The following is a 17,935-nucleotide window of genomic DNA, read 5'->3' on the forward strand; positions in this document are numbered from 1 at the left end:
GGCCCGCGCCGTCCGCGGTCTCACCGGATGCGGCCGCGCATGCGTCCGGCGGACAGTGCGGTGCACACGAGGGAGATGCCGACCAGCACGACGATCACGAACCACCCCGGGACACCCCAGTCGCCGATGGAGAGGTCCAGTCCGTACATGGCGCGCAGGGGTTCTTCGGCGCCTGGGGCATCGGCGGTGATCACGGCCATCGTCTGGTCCGAGAACTCTCGGCGCAGCAGCATCCCCGCCTGCGCGAACGGCAGCGCCGCGACCACGTTGGCGACGCCCTCGGGGAAGACGCCGATCGGGATGTACGCCGCCGCGACGAAGCCGAGCACCGTGCCGACGATCGTAGCCAGCCCCGAGAACGCGCCGTTGGTGCGGACGAAGGAGACGATCAGCGCCGAGATCGCCGTGAAAGCGACGCACGAGAGCACGACGATCGCAAGGCTGCGCACGATCGCCGCTGGGCCGAGCCACGTTCCGCGCAGCACGCCGAGATAGAGGATGCTGACCGCCAGGACGAACACCGACAGCACGAGGGCGACGGCGACGGCGGACAGCAGGTAGCCGAGCACGAGCTGACTGCGCCGGAGCGGCGAGACGAGGAAGTCGCGGAATCGCCCGGACTGGTCGTCGTCGACGAGCACGGCGAGCCCGCCGAGCCCCGTCGTCACGGTCGTGATGAGCACGATGCCCGCGAACATCCAGCTGTCGACGAAAGCCTGCACCTCGGCCGTCGACGCGCCGGGCAGCGAGTCGGCGAGGCCCGCGGTCTGGAGGTTGCCGAGGAACAGCGTGTAGAGGCCGAACAGGATGACCGCGCCCAGGAGGGAGAAGAAGACGTTGAGTCGATCGCGGAAGAAGAGCTGCAGATTGCGATGGACGATCGCCCAGACGACGCTCATGCCGCGTCCTCTGCCGCGGTCGACTTTCCCGTCAATGTCAGGAAGACATCGTCCATGCGACCGTGCCGGAACTCGAAGTCGCGGACTCGGTCACCGTGGGCGGCGAGCAGCGCGCGAGCCACATCGGCATCGGGGACGCCGATCACCACGACGTCGCGGTGGCGCACAGGGTCGGCGCCGACCGCATGGGCCGATGCGGCGAGCGTCTCGGGATCGTTCGTGGTGATGCTCAGGATGCTGCGGCTGTGACGAGCCCGCAGTCGTGCGGGGGTGTCATCGGCGACGATGCGGCCCTCGTCGATGATGCAGACGCGGGCAGCCTCCTCGGTCTCTTCGAGATAGTGCGTGGTCAGGAAGATCGTGAGATCGCCCCGGGCACTCAGCTCGTGGAGCGTCCGCCAGACGAGCGCACGGCTGCCGGGGTCGAGCCCCGCGGTGGGCTCGTCGAGGAACAGCACGGCGGGCTCGTGGAGGAGTGCGCGTGCGATGTCGACGCGCCGGCGCTGACCACCGGACAGCCGCCCGTACCGTTGGTCGAGGAGTCCGTCGAGCCCGATGAGCGCGGACACGCTGCCGATCCGGGTGTCGAGCGGCTCGCGCGCGATGCGCGACAGGCGGCCGCGCAACCGCAGATTCTCGCGCGCGGTCAGCAGCGGATCGAGCAGTGACTCCTGGAACACGACGCCGATCGACTCGCGCACGCGGTCGCCATCATGGCGGACGTCGTGGCCGTTCACGACGACGGTCCCCGCGTCGAAGGGCAGCACGGTCGTGAGGCATCCGATCGTCGTCGACTTGCCCGCGCCGTTGGTTCCGACGAATGCGAAGACACCTCCGTCCGCCACCGAGAACGAGATGTCGTCGACGGCGACCTTCTCGCGGTAGCGCTTGGTCAGACCCTGGACCTCGATCGCCATGCCGGCTCCCTCCGCTCCCGATCCGACCATATCGTCAGCCTGCCCCGGCGCCATACCGGGACGCCTGTGGCGCCCGCACCGCGGGGCGATTCCCTGCGCCGCGGCGGTCCGCTCAGCGGAATCTGACCCCGCTCGATCCGCCGGGGCTCTCGTCGAGCGCCGCGCGCGCGGCCGACGATGCGATCGATCCGCCGTACCCGCGACGCGCGAGCTGTCCGCTCAGGCGCCGCAGCGCCGTGTCGCGGTCGAGGCTCCGAAGCGAACGCGCCTTGCCGCGTGCGAACTCGAGGGCGCGCTCGAAGTCGTCGTCGGGCAGCGAGGCCAATGCCGCGTCGGCGATGTCTCGCGGGATGCCGCGCTTCGCCAGGGTCTGTGCGATCACCTGGCGGCCCTGACCTTTGCGGTCGACGCCGGCGTGGATGAGCTGATCGGCCAGCGCCGCGTCGTCGAGGTAGCCGTACTCGTCCATCGACGCGATCACGTGCTCGGTCGCGCCGGCATCGAGGTCGAACTCGCGCAGGACGCCGCGCGCTTCGGACACCGACAGCGATCGGGTGCGCAGCTTCTTGAGGAGCGCCTTCTCCGCGAGCTCGACGTTCGGAGCTTCAGCGACAGCGTCGTCTGTGATTCCCCGTCGATCCGTGGCCCAGGTCGGATGCCACCGCTCGTCCGCTGACCGGTCGGCGGACAGGTGATCGGACGCGAGCGCCGTGACCTCGCCGCCTGTGCGCGACGCTCTGTCGGGCGCGGCGGATCGACGCTCGCGCGCCCGATCGATGGCCGCGGTGATCTCGGCGACGGCTGCCTCGACAACGGGATCGTCGTCCCGGACGGACTCCGGGGGCCTGGAGTAGGGCGTCTCCAGCGCCCGCGCCGCGGTCTCCGGCCGCTCGGGCACCGGTCCGCCGAACAGCGGGATGACGGGGGCGAGGCGATCCCGCTCGCCCCCGTTCTCCGTGCTCATGTCAGGCCGGGCGGCGCGCGGCCAGCTCGTCGGAGGCCGGGACCTCGACGACCTTGGGCTGCCCGATGCCGAGCTTGACCTTGATCTTCGACTCGATGTCGGCCGCGACATCTGCGTTCTTGAGGAGGAAGTTGCGGGCGTTCTCCTTGCCCTGGCCGAGCTGCTCTCCGTCGTAGGTGTACCAGGCGCCGGACTTCTTCACGATGCCGTGCTCGACGCCGAAGTCGATGAGGCTTCCTTCGCGCGAGATGCCGACCCCGTAGAGGATGTCGAACTCGGCCTGCTTGAACGGCGGCGCCATCTTGTTCTTGACGACCTTGACGCGCGTGCGGTTTCCGACCGCGTCGGTGCCGTCCTTGAGCGTCTCGATGCGACGGATGTCGAGGCGCACGGACGCATAGAACTTCAGCGCCTTTCCACCGGCCGTGGTCTCGGGCGAGCCGAAGAACACGCCGATCTTCTCGCGCAGCTGGTTGATGAAGATCATCGTGGTGTTGGTCTGGTTGAGACCACCCGTGAGCTTGCGGAGCGCCTGTGACATGAGGCGCGCCTGCAGACCGACGTGCGAGTCGCCCATCTCGCCCTCGATCTCGGCCTTGGGCACCAGGGCGGCGACCGAGTCGATCACGATGAGGTCGATCGCGCCGGAGCGCACGAGCATGTCGGCGATCTCGAGCGCCTGCTCACCGGTGTCGGGCTGCGACACGAGCAGGGCATCGATGTCGACGCCGAGCTTCTGCGCGTAATCGGGGTCGAGCGCGTGCTCGGCGTCGATGAACGCGGCGATGCCGCCGGCGCGCTGCGCGTTGGCGATCGCATGCAGGGTGAGCGTCGTCTTACCCGACGACTCCGGGCCGTAGATCTCGATGATGCGGCCACGGGGAAGGCCTCCGATGCCGAGGGCGACGTCCAGCGCGATCGACCCGGTGGGGACGACCTCGACGGGTGCACGCTCATCGCTGCCCAGCCGCATGACCGAGCCCTTTCCGAACTGACGGTCGATCTGGGCGAGGGCCGACTCCAGGGCCTTCTCGCGGTCAACTGCTGAGGGCATGACGTGCTCCTAATGCTCGCGTTCCGTCGCCTGTAGGCTGTCGCGCTCCGACCCCGGTGGGACGGATGCTGCGACAAGGCGTGAGGTGTCGTTCGACGTGGATCACGCTAGGGGCGGGCTCCGACATCCGTCTTCGCTCCGCTCCCGTCGTGGAGAGACACGCTCTCGACACCTGCTGTGCAGGAGCCTACGCGGTAGTCGAACAGATCTTCGACGACACGCCGGACCGAAAAGGCGTCAGCCGCGCTTGGGCTCGAGGCGTCCTGCGCCGTAGCGACGCTCGGCCGGGACATCCATCTCCTCGCACAGCGCGAGCCAGACATCGCGCGGCGGAACCCCGCCGTCCAGCGCCTGAGCGGCCGTTCGCGAACCGAGACTCGCCAGCACGAGGTCTACGATGAGGCCTCCCGCGCCGGCTCCGAACTCATCGCGCACGGCGCGATCGAACTCACTGCGCCTCATAGCGATGGGAAGTCGGAACCGCGTGTCAGCGCAGCGACAGCTCGGCGTCGACGGAGGCCACGAGGTCGTCGGGGACGACATCGGGGAAGGTCTGCAGCCCCTCGAGCACCGAGATGCGGTCGCCGACCTCACGCATGATGATCGAGATCGGCACATCGAGCGCCTCTGCGACTGACGCGAGGATCTCGCTGGACGCTTCCTTCTGGCCGCGCTCCACCTCGCTCAGATAGCCGAGGGCGACACTCGCGCGGCTCGCGACCTGACGGAGGGTGCGACCCTTCTGCTGGCGGAAATCACGAAGCACTTCGCCGATTTCTTGACGTACCAGGATCATTGTGGGCCCCCTCCTCACTTCTGATTCCGCCGCTGTCCGGGTGGACAACAGTACAGCACCGGTTGATGCCAATCTAATCCCGAGAACTGGGGAATGGGTGGGAATCACCGAATGTAACCGAGAAGAAACACGGTCTGTTCCCGCCGTCACACGGCCGCGGCTCGGAGTTCGCCCAGAACCAGTTCAAGCGCGCTGTCGACCGTCGATGCGCGGATCGCGCCGCGAGAGCCGGCCAGTCGCAGCGCCCGGACGGCACCACCCGACGGCGTGGACACCGCGATGAAGACCGTGCCGACCGGCAGCCCGTCCTGCGGGTCCGGGCCCGCCACGCCGGTCGTCGAGACGCCGACGTCGGCGCCCAGCACCCGCCGCGCACCCTCCGCCATCTGCTGGGCCACGGTGGCGTCGACGGATCCGGCTCGGTCGAGGAGGTCCTGATCGACGCCGAGCGCGGCCGCCTTCAGATCGGTCGCGTACGCGACCACTCCTCCCCGGACGTGGGCCGATGCCCCGGGAACGTCGACGAGCGTCGCGATCACCAGGCCCCCGGTGAGGGATTCCGCTGTGCCGATCGTCCAGCCACGGCTTCCGAGGGCCTCGAGGACATCGGCGGCGAGGGTCACACCGGTCCCTTGGCCTTGCGCGCGGCGCGGACCGCGGTGACGACGTAGTCGATGCCGCTCGCGATCGTCAGCACGACGGCGATCGTCATCGTGACGCCGTTCACCCAGAAGATCCAGTCGCCGACGATCGTCCAGAGCGGAAGCAGCGCGAGCGAGAGCGCGACGCCCTGCGCCAGGGTCTTGAGCTTCCCCATCCAGGCCGCCGCGACCACGTGGTCGCTCGCGACGACGAAACGGTGGACGGTGATGCCGACCTCGCGGACGAGCACGATGATCGTGATCCACCAGTCCAGCTCGCCGAGGATCGACAGCCCGATGAACGCGAAGCCGGTCAGGATCTTGTCGGCCAGCGGGTCGAGCAGCTTGCCGAGGTCGGTGACGATCTCGTAGCGCCGGGCCAGCCAGCCGTCGATCCCGTCGGTCGCGATCGCGACGATGAACAGCACCGCCGCCCACCATCGCAGCGGTCCGTCGGCTCCGCCGTCGGCGAGCAGCATCCACAGGAACACCGGCGCGCAGAGGATGCGCACGACGGTGATGATGTTGGGGAGCTGCCGCGGGATCGCCATGCGCCCGAGCCTATCGCTGGGCTGCGGTCAGTCGCGGCCCGTCAAGCCCCAGGCGTCCTCGTCTCCCTCGCTCTCGACCACGGGGTAGCCGTCGAACTGGGAGTCGACCGCGTCGGCGCCGTACGGGTCGCCGCCCGTCGACGCGTCGCCGGGCACGTCCTCGCCGCGCAGGCGGGCCAGGATCGCGGGAAGCTGCTCGACCGTCACCAGGACGTCGCGGGCCTTCGAGCCCTCGGAGGGGCCGACGATCTCGCGCGACTCGAGGAGATCCATGAGGCGTCCGGCCTTCGCGAAGCCCACGCGCAGCTTGCGCTGCAGCATCGAGGTGGAGCCGAACTGCGTCGACACGACGAGTTCGGTCGCGGCGAGGAGCAGCTCCAGGTCGTCGCCGATGTCGGCGTCGATCTCCTTCTTCTCGGCGGCGACGGCCACGTCTGGCCGGTACTCCGGCCGGGCTTGGGCGGTGACGTGCTTGACGACCTTCTCGATCTCCTGCTCGCTCACCCACGCGCCCTGGACACGCAGCGCCTTGGAGGCGCCCATGGGCAGGAAGAGGGCGTCGCCCTGGCCGATGAGCCGATCGGCGCCCGGCTGGTCGAGGATGACTCGGGAGTCGGTGACGCTCGTCACCGCGAAGGCGAGGCGCGACGGGACGTTCGCCTTGATGAGGCCCGTCACGACGTCGACCGACGGTCGCTGGGTGGCGAGGACCAGATGGATGCCGCTCGCTCGGGCCAGCTGGGTGATGCGCACGATCGAGTCCTCGACATCGCGCGGAGCGACCATCATGAGGTCGGCGAGCTCGTCGACGACGACGAGCAGGTAGGGGTAGGGCTTGAGGACCCGCTCGCTGCCGACCGGCAGCTTGACCTCTCCGGCGACGACCGCGCGGTTGAAGTCGTCGATGTGCCGGAAGCCGAAGGACGCGAGGTCGTCGTACCTCATGTCCATCTCCTTCACGACCCACTGGAGCGCCTCAGCGGCCTTCTTCGGGTTCGTGATGATGGGCGTGATCAGATGGGGCACGCCGGCGTACGACGTGAGCTCGACGCGCTTGGGGTCGATGAGCACCATGCGCACGTCGGCCGGCTTCGCGCGCATCAGGAGGCTCGTGATCATCGAGTTGACGAAGCTCGACTTGCCCGATCCGGTGGATCCGGCGACGAGCAGGTGAGGCATCTTCGCGAGGTTCGCAACCACGTAGCCGCCGCCGACGTCCTTGCCGACCCCGATCGTCATCGGATGTGTCGACTGCTGGGCGTTCTGCGAGCGCAGGACGTCGCCGAGCGTGACGATCTCGCGGTCGGTGTTCGGGATCTCGACGCCGATGGCGCTCTTGCCCGGGATCGGCGCGAGGATGCGCACCTCGTTCGAGGCGACCGCGTACGCGATGTTGTTCGTGAGCGCCGTGATGCGCTCGACCTTGACACCGGGGCCCAGCGAGATCTCGTACTGGGTGACGGTCGGACCGCGCGAGAAGCCGGTGACGCGGGCGTCGACCGAGAACTGGTCGAGCACGCTGGTGATGGCCTTGACGGTGTCGTCGTTCGCCTGTGACCGCGCGACATGCGGCGTGCCCTGGGCGAGCGCGGTCACCGAGGGCAGTCGGTACGGGGCCGTCGGCGCCGAGTGCGCGGCATCCGATCCGATGCCGGACAGTCCGGGCAGCAGCCCGTCTTCCAGCGGATCCTCGCTGTCGTCGCGCAGCGAGGTGCCCGACGACGTCGCCGCCTTCGCAGCCGTCAGGACGGTCGGGTCGATGATCTCGGTCAGCGCGTCCGTCGCGACCGGCGCCGGGGGCGTCGGCGGCTCGAGCACCTGGTCGAACCCGCCCACGACGGAGCCCGGGGGCAGCAGCGACGTGAGGTCGTCGGAGGCGAGGCCGCCGTCGGGATCCTCCTCCCGGCCCGTCCTGTTGCGACGCCACCACGGCAGCGCGGGGTCGCCGTCGTCGGCCGCAGCCGGAGTCGCGGCATCCGCCGGCGTCTGCTCGGGGCGCGGTTCGGCGCCGAACATCCACGCGTAGAGCTCGCCGAGGCGGCGGCCGATGCGATTGGGGGGCGTCTTGGTGATGATCAGGATGCTGAGGACGGCCAGGAGCGACAGCACGATGTACGCGCCGACGTCGGTGAGGACGATCGCCAGCGGCTCGGCGAGCATCCAGCCGAACAGGCCGCCCGCTTCGCTCAGCGCAGGCAGACCCTCGCTGGGCTGCGGACGGCCGCCGGCGACGTGGCAGAAGCCCGCGATCGTGAGGACGAGCAGACCGAATCCGATGCCGATGCGCCCGTTGTCGTGCACGGACGACGGGTGGCGGAACATCCACCCTGCGAGGAACAGCAGCAGGACCGGCAGGATGAACGCCTCGCGGCCGATGAGACCGCCGACGGTGTACGCGCTGATGGTCGCGGCGACCTCGTTGCCGATGAAGAACCACTCGTTGACGGCGCCCGCGATCGCGAGCAGGACGAGCAGGAACGGGAAGCCGTCGCGGCGCTGGTCCTTCTCGAGCGTCTCGGGGCCGAAGGCGCGGAAGAGCCCTCCCGTCGCATGGGCGAGGCCGAGCCAGGCGCGCACGATCACGGGCGGCCGGTCGGAGTCGCCGACGTACTTCTTGGGTGCCGGTTCCGGCTTCTTGGCGCGCGACGACGACGATGCGCGCGACGGCGTGCGACCGCTCTTGGTCGGGCTGGTGCTCCTGGCCATTCCTCCACGGTAAGCCGCGCCTCCGACTTTTCCGCGGAACCACGCGGCACAACGGCGCGCTGGAACGCCTCCCGTCAGCGCAGGCGCTTGACCATGGTGTCGCGCCCGTGGCCGGCCTCGACCACGGCGAAGCCCTCGCTGCGGTACAGCGTCGAGGCGAAGTTGCCGCGTTCGACGCTCAGGCTGATGCGTGCGAAGCCCTGCGTGCGCGCGTTATCGCACAGGCGCTGGAGCAGGGCCCGGCCGACGCCGTGGGCGCGCCAGATGGGGCGCACGCCGATGATGAGCTCCGGCACGCCGGTGCCGATGTAGCCGAAACCGGGGTCGGTGCGCGACAGCATCCGGTACCAGGCGGCCCCGATCGGGGCGCCGTTGGCGTCCTCCGCGATGAAGCCCGCGTCGCTGGGCTGCATCCACCCCGAGACGTACCGGCTGTGGTCCGAGCCGGTGATCAGCTCGTGCTTGGGACGAGCGGCGCCGGGGCGCCAGTTCGCCGCTTCCACGACCATGTCGCCCAGGAACGCGCCGTCGGCCTGCGTGGCGGGGCGGACGCTGAACGAGGCGGGCATGCCGCGAGTTTAGCGACGGCGAGCGGATGCTTCGTCCCGTGTGTCGGGGCGAGGCATCCGCTCTCCCGCTACGCCTCGATGACGAGCGGCACGATCATCGGGCGACGCCGGAGCGACTGGTTCACCCAGCGCCCGATGGTGCGACGGACGATCTGCGACAGCGCGTGCTGGTCGCGCACACCGCTCTTCGCCGCCTCGGTCAGCGCCGCGGCGATCTTCGGCTTGACCGCGTCGAACACCGCGTCGTCCTCGGCGAAGCCGCGCGCGTGGATCTCGGGGCCGGAGATGATCTTGCCCGTCGAGGCGTCGACCACGACGATCACGGAGATGAAGCCCTCCTCGCCGAGGACGCGGCGGTCCTTCAGGTCGGCGTCGGTGAGTTCGCCCACGGTCGAGCCGTCGACGTAGACGAAGCCGAGATCGAGCTGGCCGACCACGCGCGCATCGCCGTCCTTGAGGTCGATGACGGTCCCGTTCTCAGCGAGGATCGTCCGCTCAGGGTCGATCCCGGTGTCCTGCGCGAGACGCGCGTTCGCCATCAGGTGCCGGTACTCGCCGTGGATCGGCAGAACGTTCCTCGGCTTGAGGATGTTGTAGCAGTACAGCAGCTCGCCGGCGGCGGCGTGGCCCGAGACGTGCACCTTCGCGTTGCCCTTGTGGACCACGTTCGCACCGAGCTTCGTCAGTCCGTCGATGACGCGGTAGACGGCGTTCTCGTTTCCCGGGATGAGGCTCGACGCCAGGATCACGGTGTCGCCCTCACCGGGCTCGATCGCGTGGTCGAGGTTCGCCATGCGACTGAGCACGGCCATCGGCTCGCCCTGGGATCCGGTCGACATGTAGACGATCCGGTCGTCGGGCAGGTCGCGCGCCTTCTTGTAGTCGATGAGCACGCCCTCGGGGACATTGAGGTAGCCGAGGTCCTCTGCGATCGTCATGTTGCGGAGCATGCTGCGCCCGAGGAGCGCCACCCGGCGCCCGTGGGCGGCCGCGGCATCCAGCACCTGCTGCACGCGGTGGACGTGGCTGGAGAAGCTCGCGACGATGACGCGGCGCGGGGCCTTGGCGATCACCTGGTCGAGCACCGGACCGATCGAGCGCTCGAGGGGCGTGAAGCCGGGAACGTCGGCGTTCGTGGAGTCGACGAGGAACATGTCGACGCCCTCCTCGCCGAGCCGGGCGAACGCGCGCAGGTCGGTCAGGCGGCCGTCGAGCGGCAGCTGGTCCATCTTGAAGTCGCCGGTCGCCAGCACGAGGCCGGCGGGCGTGCGGATCGCGACGGCGAGCGCGTCGGGGATGGAGTGGTTCACCGCGATGAACTCGAGCTCGAACGGCCCGAGGTTCTCGCGCTGCCCCTCGGTCACCGTCAGGCTGTACGGCTTGATGCGGTGCTCCTTGAGCTTCGCCTCCGTCAGGGCGAGCGTGAGCCCCGAGCCGACGATCGGGATGTCGGCCTTCAGCTTGAGCAGGTACGGCACCGCGCCGATGTGGTCCTCGTGACCGTGCGTGAGCATCACGCCGACGATGTCGTCGAGGCGGCCCTTGATCGGCTCGAAGTCGGGCAGGATCAGGTCGACGCCGGGCTGGTGCTCCTCGGGGAAGAGCACGCCGCAGTCGACGATGAGCAGCTTGCCGCCGTACTCGAACACGGTCATGTTGCGGCCGACTTCGCCGAGACCGCCGAGCGGGGTGACCCGCAGCGTCCCCGGCTCGAGGGCGGGCGGATCGAACGGGGTGGTGGGCATGGTCAGCCTCCTCGGGATGCCGCGGCATCCCCTCGCTTGTCACACCGCCGCCCGTTCACGGCGCGGCGGCGTGCGTTTGTCATCTCGTGGTGCCGGACACCTTCGGCAGGGCGCCGCCGGCAGCGGCGTTGCGGTCGGGACGGAAGTTGGAGAAGTCGGCGCCGGGCACGTCGGTGACGAGCGCGAGCTCGTCCTCGATCTTCGCGGCCTCCCACTCCTCGGGGCCGACCAGGGGCAGGCGCACGCGCGGGCTCCCGATGCGGCCGAGGCCGTGCAGGATGTACTTCGCCGAGACGGTGCCGGGGACGTGGGTCATGACCGCGCGCACGAGCGGCTCGAGCTGCATGTGCGCGGCGGTCGCCGCCGCGAGGTCGCCGCGATTCACGGCGTCCACGATCACCCGGTACGGCTGAGCGGCGATGTTCGCCGTCACGCCGATGAGACCGGTCGCGCCGATCGCGAGGTGCGGAAGGACGTTGGCGTCGTCGCCGGAGAAGTACATCAGGTCGGTCTGGTTCAGCACCCGGCTGACCTCGCTGAAGTCGCCCTTCGCGTCTTTGATCGCGAGGATGTTCGGGTGCTTCGCGAGGCGCAGGATCGTCTCGTAGCGGATGGGCACGCCCGTGCGCCCCGGGATGTCGTAGAGGATCACCGGCAGGTCGGTGGCGTCCGCGACGAGCCGGAAGTGCGTGAGGATGCCCGCCTGCGTCGGCTTGTTGTAGTACGGCGTGACGATCATGATGCCGTCGGCGCCGGCCTGCTCGCTGGCCTTGTAGAGCTCGATCGCGTGCGCGGTCTCGTTGGAGCCGCCGCCGGTGATGATCCGTGCGCGGCCGGCCGCGACATCCTTGCCGACCTCGACGAGTCGGATCTTCTCGGCATCGGTGAGGGTCGACGTCTCGCCCGTGGTGCCCGTGACGACGATGCCGTCGGCTCCCGCGGTGATGACGTCGTCGATGTGCTTCTCGACCGCGGGCCAATCGACCTCGCCGTCGGCCGTCATCGGAGTGACGAGCGCGACGAGCACCTGTCCGAAAGGATTGCCCGTATGCGTCATGCCTTCAGGTTATCGGGATGCCGCGTCCCGCGCCGCCGCCGGCCGCGCGGCGATCAGCGACCGCTCTCACCGATCCGCGCCGCGAGCGAAGGCGGCGCGAAGCGGGCGATCGTGGTCAGCGCCTTGTAGCGCCAGGACGGCACCGACACCGCCTTGCGGCGTCCTGCGTCGCGCAGGGACTCGGCCACGACGACCCGGGCATCGAGCCACATGAGGTCGGCCACGCCCTCCTTGCCCGGCGCGAGACCCATCCGCTCATGGAAGTTCGTGTGCGTATAGCCCGGGCAGACCGCCGTCACCGTGACTCCGCGCGGCGCATAGCGGAGGTTCGCCCACCGGCTGAAGCTCACGAGCCAGCCCTTGCACGCACCGTACGTCGACCGCGGGATGAACGCCGCGACGGACGCGACGTTGAGGATCCGCCCGTGGCCGCGCGCCAGCATCGGAGCGAGCGCCGCATGGGTGAGGCGCATCGGCACCTCGACGTGGAGATCGAGGTGCCGCACCTCGTCGTCGATGTCGTTGCGCTCGAACGCCAGCGGCAGGCCGAACCCGGCGTTGTTGATGAGGATCTCGATCGGTCGCGACTCGTCGGCGAGACGCTGCTCGACCTTGCCCCGCTGGCGTGGCTTGAGCAGGTCGACGGCCATGATCTCGACCGCTACGCGGTGCGTGGCGCGCAGCTGCCGCGCCAGTTCGTCGAGCGCGTCGCGGTCGCGTGCGACCAGCACGAGGTCGGCGCCCTTCGCCGCGAGCTGCCGTGCGTACTCCGCCCCGAGGCCCGAGCTCGCGCCCGTGATCAAAGCCGTCTTCGCCATGCGCGACAGCCTAGGACGCGCGGGCGAGGGTGAGGAACCGATAGCGGATGCCGCTGCTCGACGTGTGCCATCCGTCGATGGGCTCGATCTCGGCGACACGCCACCCCGAGCGATCGGGGGCGAACGTGTCGCCGTCGACCGCGAGGTCGAGCTCGGTCACCTCGAGCCGGTCTGCGGCCGCGATGCCCTCGCGGAACAGCTCGCCGCCGCCGATGATCCAGACCCACTCCGGGGGCTCGGCATCCGTCGCCGCCGTCAGCGCCGCGCCGAGCGACGCCGCTCGCTCAGCGCCGTCGGCGGACCAGTCCTCGCCGCGCGTCACGACGATGTTGCGCCGGCCGGGCAGCGGACGGAATCGCTCGGGGAGCGATTCCCACGTCTTTCGGCCCATGACGACGGGCGAACCCGACGTGACAGCCTTGAAGTGCGCGAGGTCTTCGGGGACGTGCCACGGCATGCCGCCGCCCGCGCCGATCACGCCGCCCTTCGCCTCGGCCCAGACCAGGCCGATGCGTGCGGTCATACCGCGACCGCCCCGCGGATCGCCGGGTGGTGCTGGTAGTCCTCGATCACGAAGTCCTCGTACGTGTAGTCGAAGAGCGAATCCGGCTTCCTCGCGAATCGGAAGGTCGGGTACGGGTACGGCGTGCGGGTGAGCTGCTCGCGGACCTGCTCGACGTGGTTGTCGTAGATGTGGCAGTCGCCGCCCGTCCAGACGAAGTCGCCCGGCTCGAGGCCGGCCTGCTGGGCCACCATGAGCGTGAGCAGCGCGTAGGACGCGATGTTGAAAGGGACGCCGAGGAACAGGTCGGCGCTGCGCTGGTAGAGCTGGCACGACAGCTTTCCGTCGGCGACGTAGAACTGGAACAGCGCGTGGCACGGTGCGAGCGCCATGTCGGGGATGTCGGCGGGATTCCATGCCGACACCAGCAGGCGCCGCGAGTCGGGGTTCGCGCGGATCTGGTCGAGCACGAGCGAGATCTGATCGATGTGCGCGCCGCCGGGCGTCGGCCACGAGCGCCACTGAACACCGTAGACGGGCCCGAGCTCGCCCTCGGCGTCTGCCCATTCGTCCCAGATCGTCACGCCGTTCTCCTGCAGCCAGCGCACGTTCGACTCGCCGCGGAGGAACCACAGCAGCTCGTAGGCGATCGACTTGAAGTGCACCCGCTTCGTCGTGATGAGCGGGAAGCCTTCTGAAAGGTCGAAGCGGATCTGGCGCCCGAACGAGCTGGTCGTGCCGGTGCCCGTGCGATCGTCCTTGTGGGTGCCGTGCTCGAGCACGTCTCGCAGGAGGTCCTCGTAGGGGGTGGGGATCGCCGTCGTCACGGCTGCCACGATACCTTCTGGGGCTCCGCCCCAGACCCCCGGCTCGCGGACGCGCGCCACCGCGCCCTCGCCCACTCGGCTCTGTTACGCCCGGAACGTCATATTCGGGCATCCGGGCTCTATTCAGGTGAACAGAGATAGCCTGATCAGTTGTGAACCTGGTCACCGCCCTCATCGCCATCACCGCGCTCCTCGCGGTCACGGTGGCCGTCGGCGTGTGGTTGCGCTGGAGCCAGTCGCGGCCCCAGCGGCACATCCCGCACGAGGTCGTCGAACCGCAGCGTCTGGGCGCCGACGGACTCGGCGAAGTCGCCACGCTCCTGCAGTTCAGCACCGAGATGTGCGCCCGCTGCCCCGGCGTTCATCGCACCCTGTCCTCGATCGCGGACGGGCGCGACGGCGTGCGTCACCTCGACGTCGACCTGACCCACCGGCCCGACATCGCGAAGCACTTCCACATCCTGCAGACCCCGACCACGCTCGTGCTCGATCGTGACGGCGTCGTGCAGACCCGCTTCGGCGGAACCCCGAGCCGCGACGTGCTCGAGCTCGAATTGAACCGGCTCCTGGCGGAGGACGCGAATGTCTGAACGAGCGGATGCCCCGGCACCCCGTGGAATCGACCCCCGGGGTCCTCGCTTCGCGGCCGGCATCACGTCGGCGCTGCTGCTCGTCGCGGTGTTCCTCAGCCTGACAGGGCTGTCGGCGGCGCCCGGCTCCGCAGGATGGGCGATCTCGCAGGCGACCGTGGCGCAGCGCATCCTCGACCCCGCGTTCCTCCTGCTCCTCGTCATCGCTCTGCTGTTCCTGTGGGGCGTGCTGTCGCCCCGCACGGCCCCCTGGGGAGTGCTGTACCGCAAGGTCGTCACCCCGCGCCTCGCTCCCCCGAAGGAGCTCGAAGACCCGCGCCCGCCCCGGTTCGCGCAGGGTGTCGGCCTCCTCGTCGTCGGGATCGGGCTGATCCTGCACCTGTTCGGCGTGCCGTGGGCGCTCACGATCGCCGCGGCGATGGCGTTCGTCGCGGCCTTCCTCAACGCCGCGTTCGGCGTATGCCTCGGCTGCATGCTCTACCTCGTGCTGCAGCGGATCGGCCTCATCGGCCGCGCCCGTCCGGCCGCCGCCTGACCCCCGCCTGACCCCCGCCGGACGACCTCTCCGGCCCGCCGACCCATCGCGCCGCGGCATCCCGCGCCGTTAGGCTGACGGCGAGGCGCCCGGCGTGCGGGCGCGCCGAAAGGGAGGCCCCCATGACCGTCACGAGCGAAGCCACCACCGCCTGGCACGGCGGGCTCTTCGACGGGTCCGGCGAGGTGACATTCGTCTCGTCCGGTCTCGGCACGTTCGACGTGAACTGGAAGGCGCGCAGCGAGGGGTCCACATCGGTGACGACGCCGGAGGAGCTCATCGCCGCCGCCCACTCGTCGTGCTTCAGCATGGCGTTCTCCCTCGCCCTCGCCGAGAACGGCACCCCGCCCGAGTCGATCGACACGACGGCCTCGGTCACCTTCAAGCCCGGCACGGGCATCACCGGCAGCCACCTGAACGTCAACGCGGTCGTGCCGGGGCTCGACCCCGAGGAGTTCGAACGCCTCGCCCAGTCCGCCAAGGCCGGATGCCCCGTCTCGCAGGCCCTCGCGGGCGTCGAGATCACCATCGAGGCGACGCTTGCCTGAACCCGCGACACGGCGACCCGGCGCCCGCCGGGTCGTGGTCGCAGGGGCATCGGGTCTGATCGGCTCGGCCCTGGTCGACAGCCTGCGCGCCGACGGCGTGGCGGTCACGACGCTGGTGCGACGACCCCCCGAGGCGCCGGACGAGGTCGAGTGGCTCACCGACACGACCCCGCTCGACCCCGGCGTCCTGGACGGCGCCGACGCGGTCGTGGGGCTCAACGGCGCGAGCATCGGCCGGTTCCCCTGGACGGCCCACTACAAGAACACCCTGCTGTGGTCGCGCATCACGCCGACGCAGGCGATCGCGCGAGCGGTGCGCTCGCTGGGGACGGATGCCCCGGCCTTCGTCTCTGCGTCGGCGGTCGGCTACTACGGCTCCGCACCCGGGCGCACGCTCGACGAGCGCTCCCCCCGCGGCGAGAACTTCCTGGCCGACCTGTGCGGCGAATGGGAGGCAGCGGCTCTCGCGGCCGGCGACCATGCGCGCGTCGCACTTGCGCGGACGGCGCCCATCGTCCACGAGGACGGGGTCCTCAAGCCCCTTCTGCTGCTGACGAAGCTCGGAGTCAGCGGACCGATCGGCCGCGGCACGCAGGTGTGGCCGTGGATCTCGCTCGACGACGAGGTGCGAGCCATCCGCCACGTCATCGATTCGGAGATCGCCGGGCCCGTCAATCTGACCGGCCCGACGCGCGCCACCGCGAACGACCTCGGATTCGCCCTCGCGGTGCGGATGAATCGCCCGTTCCTGCTGCGCGCGCCGGTATGGGGCATGCGACTCGTCCTCGGACCGGACGCCACCGAAGCGCTCCTGACGACGGACGCCGACGTCCGGCCGGTCGCACTCGAGGCGTCCGGCTTCGCCTTCCGTCACACCGGCGTCGAAGACGCCGTCGCCGCGGCGGTGCCCGCCGCCGGCTAGGCGCGGCCGCGGCGTTCGGCGCCCTCGAGGCGGATCGCCCGGCGGACGGCATCGCGCGCGCGGCGGCGGTCGCCGGCCGCGTCGTAGGCCAGCCCGAGTCGGTACCAGGCGCGCCAGTCATCGGGATGGGACTCGACGTCGTCGCGAAACGCCGGGAAGACCGCGTCGGCGTCGGCGCGCACCACACGGCCGCTCGGGCGCACTCCCACCTCTTCGTCGGGCAGGGCCCCTTCGGCCGCGAGGCGTCGGCCGACCTGCTCGGCCCTCACCCCGAACCAGAGCTCGCGCCCGAGCGCCCAGCCCGCGATGAGAGGCAGCGCGACGAGTCCGACGCCCATGAGCACGCCGACCGGGTCACCGCTGGTCAGCAGCAGCCAGGCGCGCTGGCCGACCAGCACGATGTACAGGGCGAGGAGCGCCGCCATCACGGCGACGCCGATGCGCGCGCTCATGCGCCGGTGGCCCGCGCGACCTGCCCCGGGACGCCGCCCTCGTCGATCGGGCGGGTCTCGCCGGGCACGGCGCCGGGCGGCCGGATGCCGATGTCGAGGAAGCTGTCGAGGCCGACGACGACGCCTCGGGCCTCGCGCGCGGCGGCGAGGGCGAGGCGGATGCCGGGACCGTACGCCTGGGCGGGCTCGATCGTGTCGTGCGTGATCGTGAGCGACTCCCCCGCGCCGGCGAGGATCGTCTCCTGCCGGGCCATGACCCCGGGTCGGCGCAGGGAGTGCACCGGCACGCTGGCGACCTGCTGGCCGCGCGCCCGCTGATCGACGTGCGGCGACTCGACCGGACCGACCGCGGCGCGTGCGGCCGCGATGAGCTCGGCCGTCCGCACGGCGGTGCCGCTCGGCGAGTCGATCTTCGTCTCGCGGTGAGCCTCGACGATCTCGATCGACGGGAAGAACGGCGCGGCGGCGGCTGCGAGAGCCGAGCCGATCACCGAGCCGAGCGAGAAGTTCGGGATGAACACGGCGCCCGTGCCGGCAGCATCGACCAGAGGGCGCACGAGGGCGATCCGCTCGGCGGACCAGCCCGAGGTGCCGACGAGCACATTGATGCCCCGTTCGACGGCCGCGCGCACGACGTCGATCGACACGGCGGGGGTCGAGGCGTCGACGACCAGGTCGGCGCCGTCGAGCTCGTCGAGCTCGGACCGTGACGACAGCGTCGCGTGAACGGTGAAGCCGTCTTCGTGCTCGACCACCTCGCGGATGATCCCACCGAGCTTGCCGGTGCCGCCCACGATGGCCACGCGCGTCGTCATGCGCTCCATCCTAGGCGGGAGGGATGC

At 70.3% G+C, this 17,935-nt stretch carries 21 protein-coding genes; 4 read left to right on the forward strand and 17 right to left on the reverse strand.

All coding sequences use genetic code 11. The features are described from left to right. Nucleotides 1–20 precede the first annotated feature (20 nt). The 15 genes from EER34_RS00235 to EER34_RS00305 all read right to left on the reverse strand — a co-directional run bounded on the left by EER34_RS00235 (nt 21) and on the right by EER34_RS00305 (nt 14,046). Complete coding sequence (locus tag EER34_RS00235) at nt 21–899, reverse strand: ABC transporter permease (RefSeq protein ID WP_127472593.1); 879 nt, start codon at nt 897–899, stop codon at nt 21–23. Beyond that, nucleotides 896–1,816 (reverse strand): ABC transporter ATP-binding protein, encoded by a 921-nt coding sequence (locus EER34_RS00240; protein WP_127472594.1) that lies wholly within the window; start codon nt 1,814–1,816, stop codon nt 896–898. Before EER34_RS00240 ends, EER34_RS00235 begins: the two co-directional genes overlap by 4 nt. Before the next feature lie 112 nt (nt 1,817–1,928). Then, the gene (locus EER34_RS00245; protein ID WP_127472595.1) at nt 1,929–2,780 is read right to left on the reverse strand and encodes a regulatory protein RecX; all 852 of its coding nucleotides are present in this window, start codon (nt 2,778–2,780) and stop codon (nt 1,929–1,931) included. Between the two features lies 1 nt (nt 2,781). Further along, complete coding sequence (recA, locus tag EER34_RS00250; RefSeq protein ID WP_127472596.1) at nt 2,782–3,834, reverse strand: recombinase RecA; 1,053 nt, start codon at nt 3,832–3,834, stop codon at nt 2,782–2,784. Between the two features lie 237 nt (nt 3,835–4,071). Then, nucleotides 4,072–4,296 (reverse strand): DUF3046 domain-containing protein, encoded by a 225-nt coding sequence (locus EER34_RS00255; RefSeq protein ID WP_127472597.1) that lies wholly within the window; start codon nt 4,294–4,296, stop codon nt 4,072–4,074. 25 nt (nt 4,297–4,321) lie between these two features. Next, nucleotides 4,322–4,630, reverse strand: coding sequence for a helix-turn-helix domain-containing protein (locus tag EER34_RS00260; RefSeq protein ID WP_018172206.1), 309 nt, complete (start codon nt 4,628–4,630; stop codon nt 4,322–4,324). A 146-nt stretch (nt 4,631–4,776) separates the two neighbouring features. Next, a complete protein-coding gene (locus tag EER34_RS00265) occupies nt 4,777–5,253 on the reverse strand; it encodes a CinA family protein (protein WP_127472598.1) in 477 nt (158 codons plus the stop codon). Continuing rightward, nucleotides 5,250–5,822 (reverse strand): CDP-diacylglycerol--glycerol-3-phosphate 3-phosphatidyltransferase, encoded by a 573-nt coding sequence (pgsA, locus tag EER34_RS00270; protein WP_127472599.1) that lies wholly within the window; start codon nt 5,820–5,822, stop codon nt 5,250–5,252. Before pgsA ends, EER34_RS00265 begins: the two co-directional genes overlap by 4 nt. A gap of 27 nt (nt 5,823–5,849) precedes the next feature. Then, nucleotides 5,850–8,528, reverse strand: coding sequence for an FtsK/SpoIIIE family DNA translocase (locus EER34_RS00275; RefSeq protein WP_127472600.1), 2,679 nt, complete (start codon nt 8,526–8,528; stop codon nt 5,850–5,852). A gap of 74 nt (nt 8,529–8,602) precedes the next feature. Beyond that, nucleotides 8,603–9,097, reverse strand: coding sequence for a GNAT family N-acetyltransferase (locus EER34_RS00280; protein WP_127472601.1), 495 nt, complete (start codon nt 9,095–9,097; stop codon nt 8,603–8,605). A 68-nt stretch (nt 9,098–9,165) separates the two neighbouring features. Beyond that, nucleotides 9,166–10,842: a ribonuclease J gene (locus tag EER34_RS00285; protein ID WP_127472602.1), complete on the reverse strand. Its 1,677-nt coding sequence runs from the start codon at nt 10,840–10,842 to the stop codon at nt 9,166–9,168. A 79-nt stretch (nt 10,843–10,921) separates the two neighbouring features. After that, complete coding sequence (gene dapA / locus EER34_RS00290; protein WP_127472603.1) at nt 10,922–11,899, reverse strand: 4-hydroxy-tetrahydrodipicolinate synthase; 978 nt, start codon at nt 11,897–11,899, stop codon at nt 10,922–10,924. Nucleotides 11,900–11,952: 53 nt separating this feature from the next. Continuing rightward, nucleotides 11,953–12,717: an SDR family NAD(P)-dependent oxidoreductase gene (locus EER34_RS00295; RefSeq protein WP_127472604.1), complete on the reverse strand. Its 765-nt coding sequence runs from the start codon at nt 12,715–12,717 to the stop codon at nt 11,953–11,955. Nucleotides 12,718–12,727: 10 nt separating this feature from the next. Next, nucleotides 12,728–13,240, reverse strand: coding sequence for a dihydrofolate reductase (locus tag EER34_RS00300; RefSeq protein WP_127472605.1), 513 nt, complete (start codon nt 13,238–13,240; stop codon nt 12,728–12,730). Next, nucleotides 13,237–14,046 carry a thymidylate synthase gene (locus tag EER34_RS00305; protein ID WP_205791289.1) on the reverse strand — a complete coding sequence of 270 codons (810 nt, stop codon included), beginning with the start codon at nt 14,044–14,046 and terminating at the stop codon, nt 13,237–13,239. Before EER34_RS00305 ends, EER34_RS00300 begins: the two co-directional genes overlap by 4 nt. 152 nt (nt 14,047–14,198) lie before the next feature. Here EER34_RS00305 and EER34_RS00310 point away from each other — a divergent pair, with 152 nt between their 5' ends. From EER34_RS00310 to EER34_RS00325, 4 genes are all read left to right on the forward strand, one after another. Continuing rightward, the gene (locus EER34_RS00310; protein ID WP_127472607.1) at nt 14,199–14,636 is read left to right on the forward strand and encodes a TlpA family protein disulfide reductase; all 438 of its coding nucleotides are present in this window, start codon (nt 14,199–14,201) and stop codon (nt 14,634–14,636) included. Continuing rightward, nucleotides 14,629–15,171, forward strand: coding sequence for a DUF4395 domain-containing protein (locus EER34_RS00315; RefSeq protein WP_127472608.1), 543 nt, complete (start codon nt 14,629–14,631; stop codon nt 15,169–15,171). Before EER34_RS00310 ends, EER34_RS00315 begins: the two co-directional genes overlap by 8 nt. A gap of 122 nt (nt 15,172–15,293) precedes the next feature. Then, nucleotides 15,294–15,719 carry an OsmC family peroxiredoxin gene (locus EER34_RS00320; protein WP_127472609.1) on the forward strand — a complete coding sequence of 142 codons (426 nt, stop codon included), beginning with the start codon at nt 15,294–15,296 and terminating at the stop codon, nt 15,717–15,719. After that, the gene (locus tag EER34_RS00325) at nt 15,712–16,641 is read left to right on the forward strand and encodes a TIGR01777 family oxidoreductase (RefSeq protein ID WP_127472610.1); all 930 of its coding nucleotides are present in this window, start codon (nt 15,712–15,714) and stop codon (nt 16,639–16,641) included. Before EER34_RS00320 ends, EER34_RS00325 begins: the two co-directional genes overlap by 8 nt. On the opposite strand, the gene EER34_RS00330 is transcribed toward EER34_RS00325, so the two are convergent. Both EER34_RS00330 and EER34_RS00335 read right to left on the reverse strand, forming a co-directional pair. Further along, entirely contained in the window at nt 16,638–17,093 is a 456-nt protein-coding gene (locus EER34_RS00330; RefSeq protein WP_127472611.1) for a hypothetical protein, read from the reverse strand. The two genes, EER34_RS00325 and EER34_RS00330, sit on opposite strands and share 4 nt — an antisense overlap. Next, nucleotides 17,090–17,908 carry a 4-hydroxy-tetrahydrodipicolinate reductase gene (locus EER34_RS00335; RefSeq protein ID WP_127472612.1) on the reverse strand — a complete coding sequence of 273 codons (819 nt, stop codon included), beginning with the start codon at nt 17,906–17,908 and terminating at the stop codon, nt 17,090–17,092. The genes EER34_RS00330 and EER34_RS00335 overlap by 4 nt, the downstream gene beginning before the upstream one ends. Between the last annotated feature and the right edge of the window lie 27 nt (nt 17,909–17,935).

It is taken from the genome of Microbacterium sulfonylureivorans (genome assembly GCF_003999995.1).
Classification (GTDB): domain Bacteria; phylum Actinomycetota; class Actinomycetes; order Actinomycetales; family Microbacteriaceae; genus Microbacterium; species Microbacterium sulfonylureivorans.

Excerpts from the sequence above, each read along its gene's own strand:
- EER34_RS00235 (WP_127472593.1), bottom strand. The coding sequence starts at position 899 with ATGAGCGTCGTCTGGGCGATCGTCCATCGCAATCTGCAGCTCTTCTTC.
- EER34_RS00240 (WP_127472594.1), bottom strand. The coding sequence starts at position 1,816 with ATGGCGATCGAGGTCCAGGGTCTGACCAAGCGCTACCGCGAGAAGGTC.
- EER34_RS00245 (WP_127472595.1), bottom strand. The coding sequence starts at position 2,780 with ATGAGCACGGAGAACGGGGGCGAGCGGGATCGCCTCGCCCCCGTCATC.
- recA (WP_127472596.1), bottom strand. The coding sequence starts at position 3,834 with ATGCCCTCAGCAGTTGACCGCGAGAAGGCCCTGGAGTCGGCCCTCGCC.
- EER34_RS00255 (WP_127472597.1), bottom strand. The coding sequence starts at position 4,296 with ATGAGGCGCAGTGAGTTCGATCGCGCCGTGCGCGATGAGTTCGGAGCC.
- EER34_RS00260 (WP_018172206.1), bottom strand. The coding sequence starts at position 4,630 with ATGATCCTGGTACGTCAAGAAATCGGCGAAGTGCTTCGTGATTTCCGC.
- pgsA (WP_127472599.1), bottom strand. The coding sequence starts at position 5,822 with ATGGCGATCCCGCGGCAGCTCCCCAACATCATCACCGTCGTGCGCATC.
- EER34_RS00275 (WP_127472600.1), bottom strand. The coding sequence starts at position 8,528 with ATGGCCAGGAGCACCAGCCCGACCAAGAGCGGTCGCACGCCGTCGCGC.
- EER34_RS00280 (WP_127472601.1), bottom strand. The coding sequence starts at position 9,097 with ATGCCCGCCTCGTTCAGCGTCCGCCCCGCCACGCAGGCCGACGGCGCG.
- EER34_RS00285 (WP_127472602.1), bottom strand. The coding sequence starts at position 10,842 with ATGCCCACCACCCCGTTCGATCCGCCCGCCCTCGAGCCGGGGACGCTG.
- dapA (WP_127472603.1), bottom strand. The coding sequence starts at position 11,899 with ATGACGCATACGGGCAATCCTTTCGGACAGGTGCTCGTCGCGCTCGTC.
- EER34_RS00295 (WP_127472604.1), bottom strand. The coding sequence starts at position 12,717 with ATGGCGAAGACGGCTTTGATCACGGGCGCGAGCTCGGGCCTCGGGGCG.
- EER34_RS00300 (WP_127472605.1), bottom strand. The coding sequence starts at position 13,240 with ATGACCGCACGCATCGGCCTGGTCTGGGCCGAGGCGAAGGGCGGCGTG.
- EER34_RS00315 (WP_127472608.1), top strand. The coding sequence starts at position 14,629 with ATGTCTGAACGAGCGGATGCCCCGGCACCCCGTGGAATCGACCCCCGG.
- EER34_RS00320 (WP_127472609.1), top strand. The coding sequence starts at position 15,294 with ATGACCGTCACGAGCGAAGCCACCACCGCCTGGCACGGCGGGCTCTTC.
- EER34_RS00330 (WP_127472611.1), bottom strand. The coding sequence starts at position 17,093 with ATGAGCGCGCGCATCGGCGTCGCCGTGATGGCGGCGCTCCTCGCCCTG.
- EER34_RS00335 (WP_127472612.1), bottom strand. The coding sequence starts at position 17,908 with ATGACGACGCGCGTGGCCATCGTGGGCGGCACCGGCAAGCTCGGTGGG.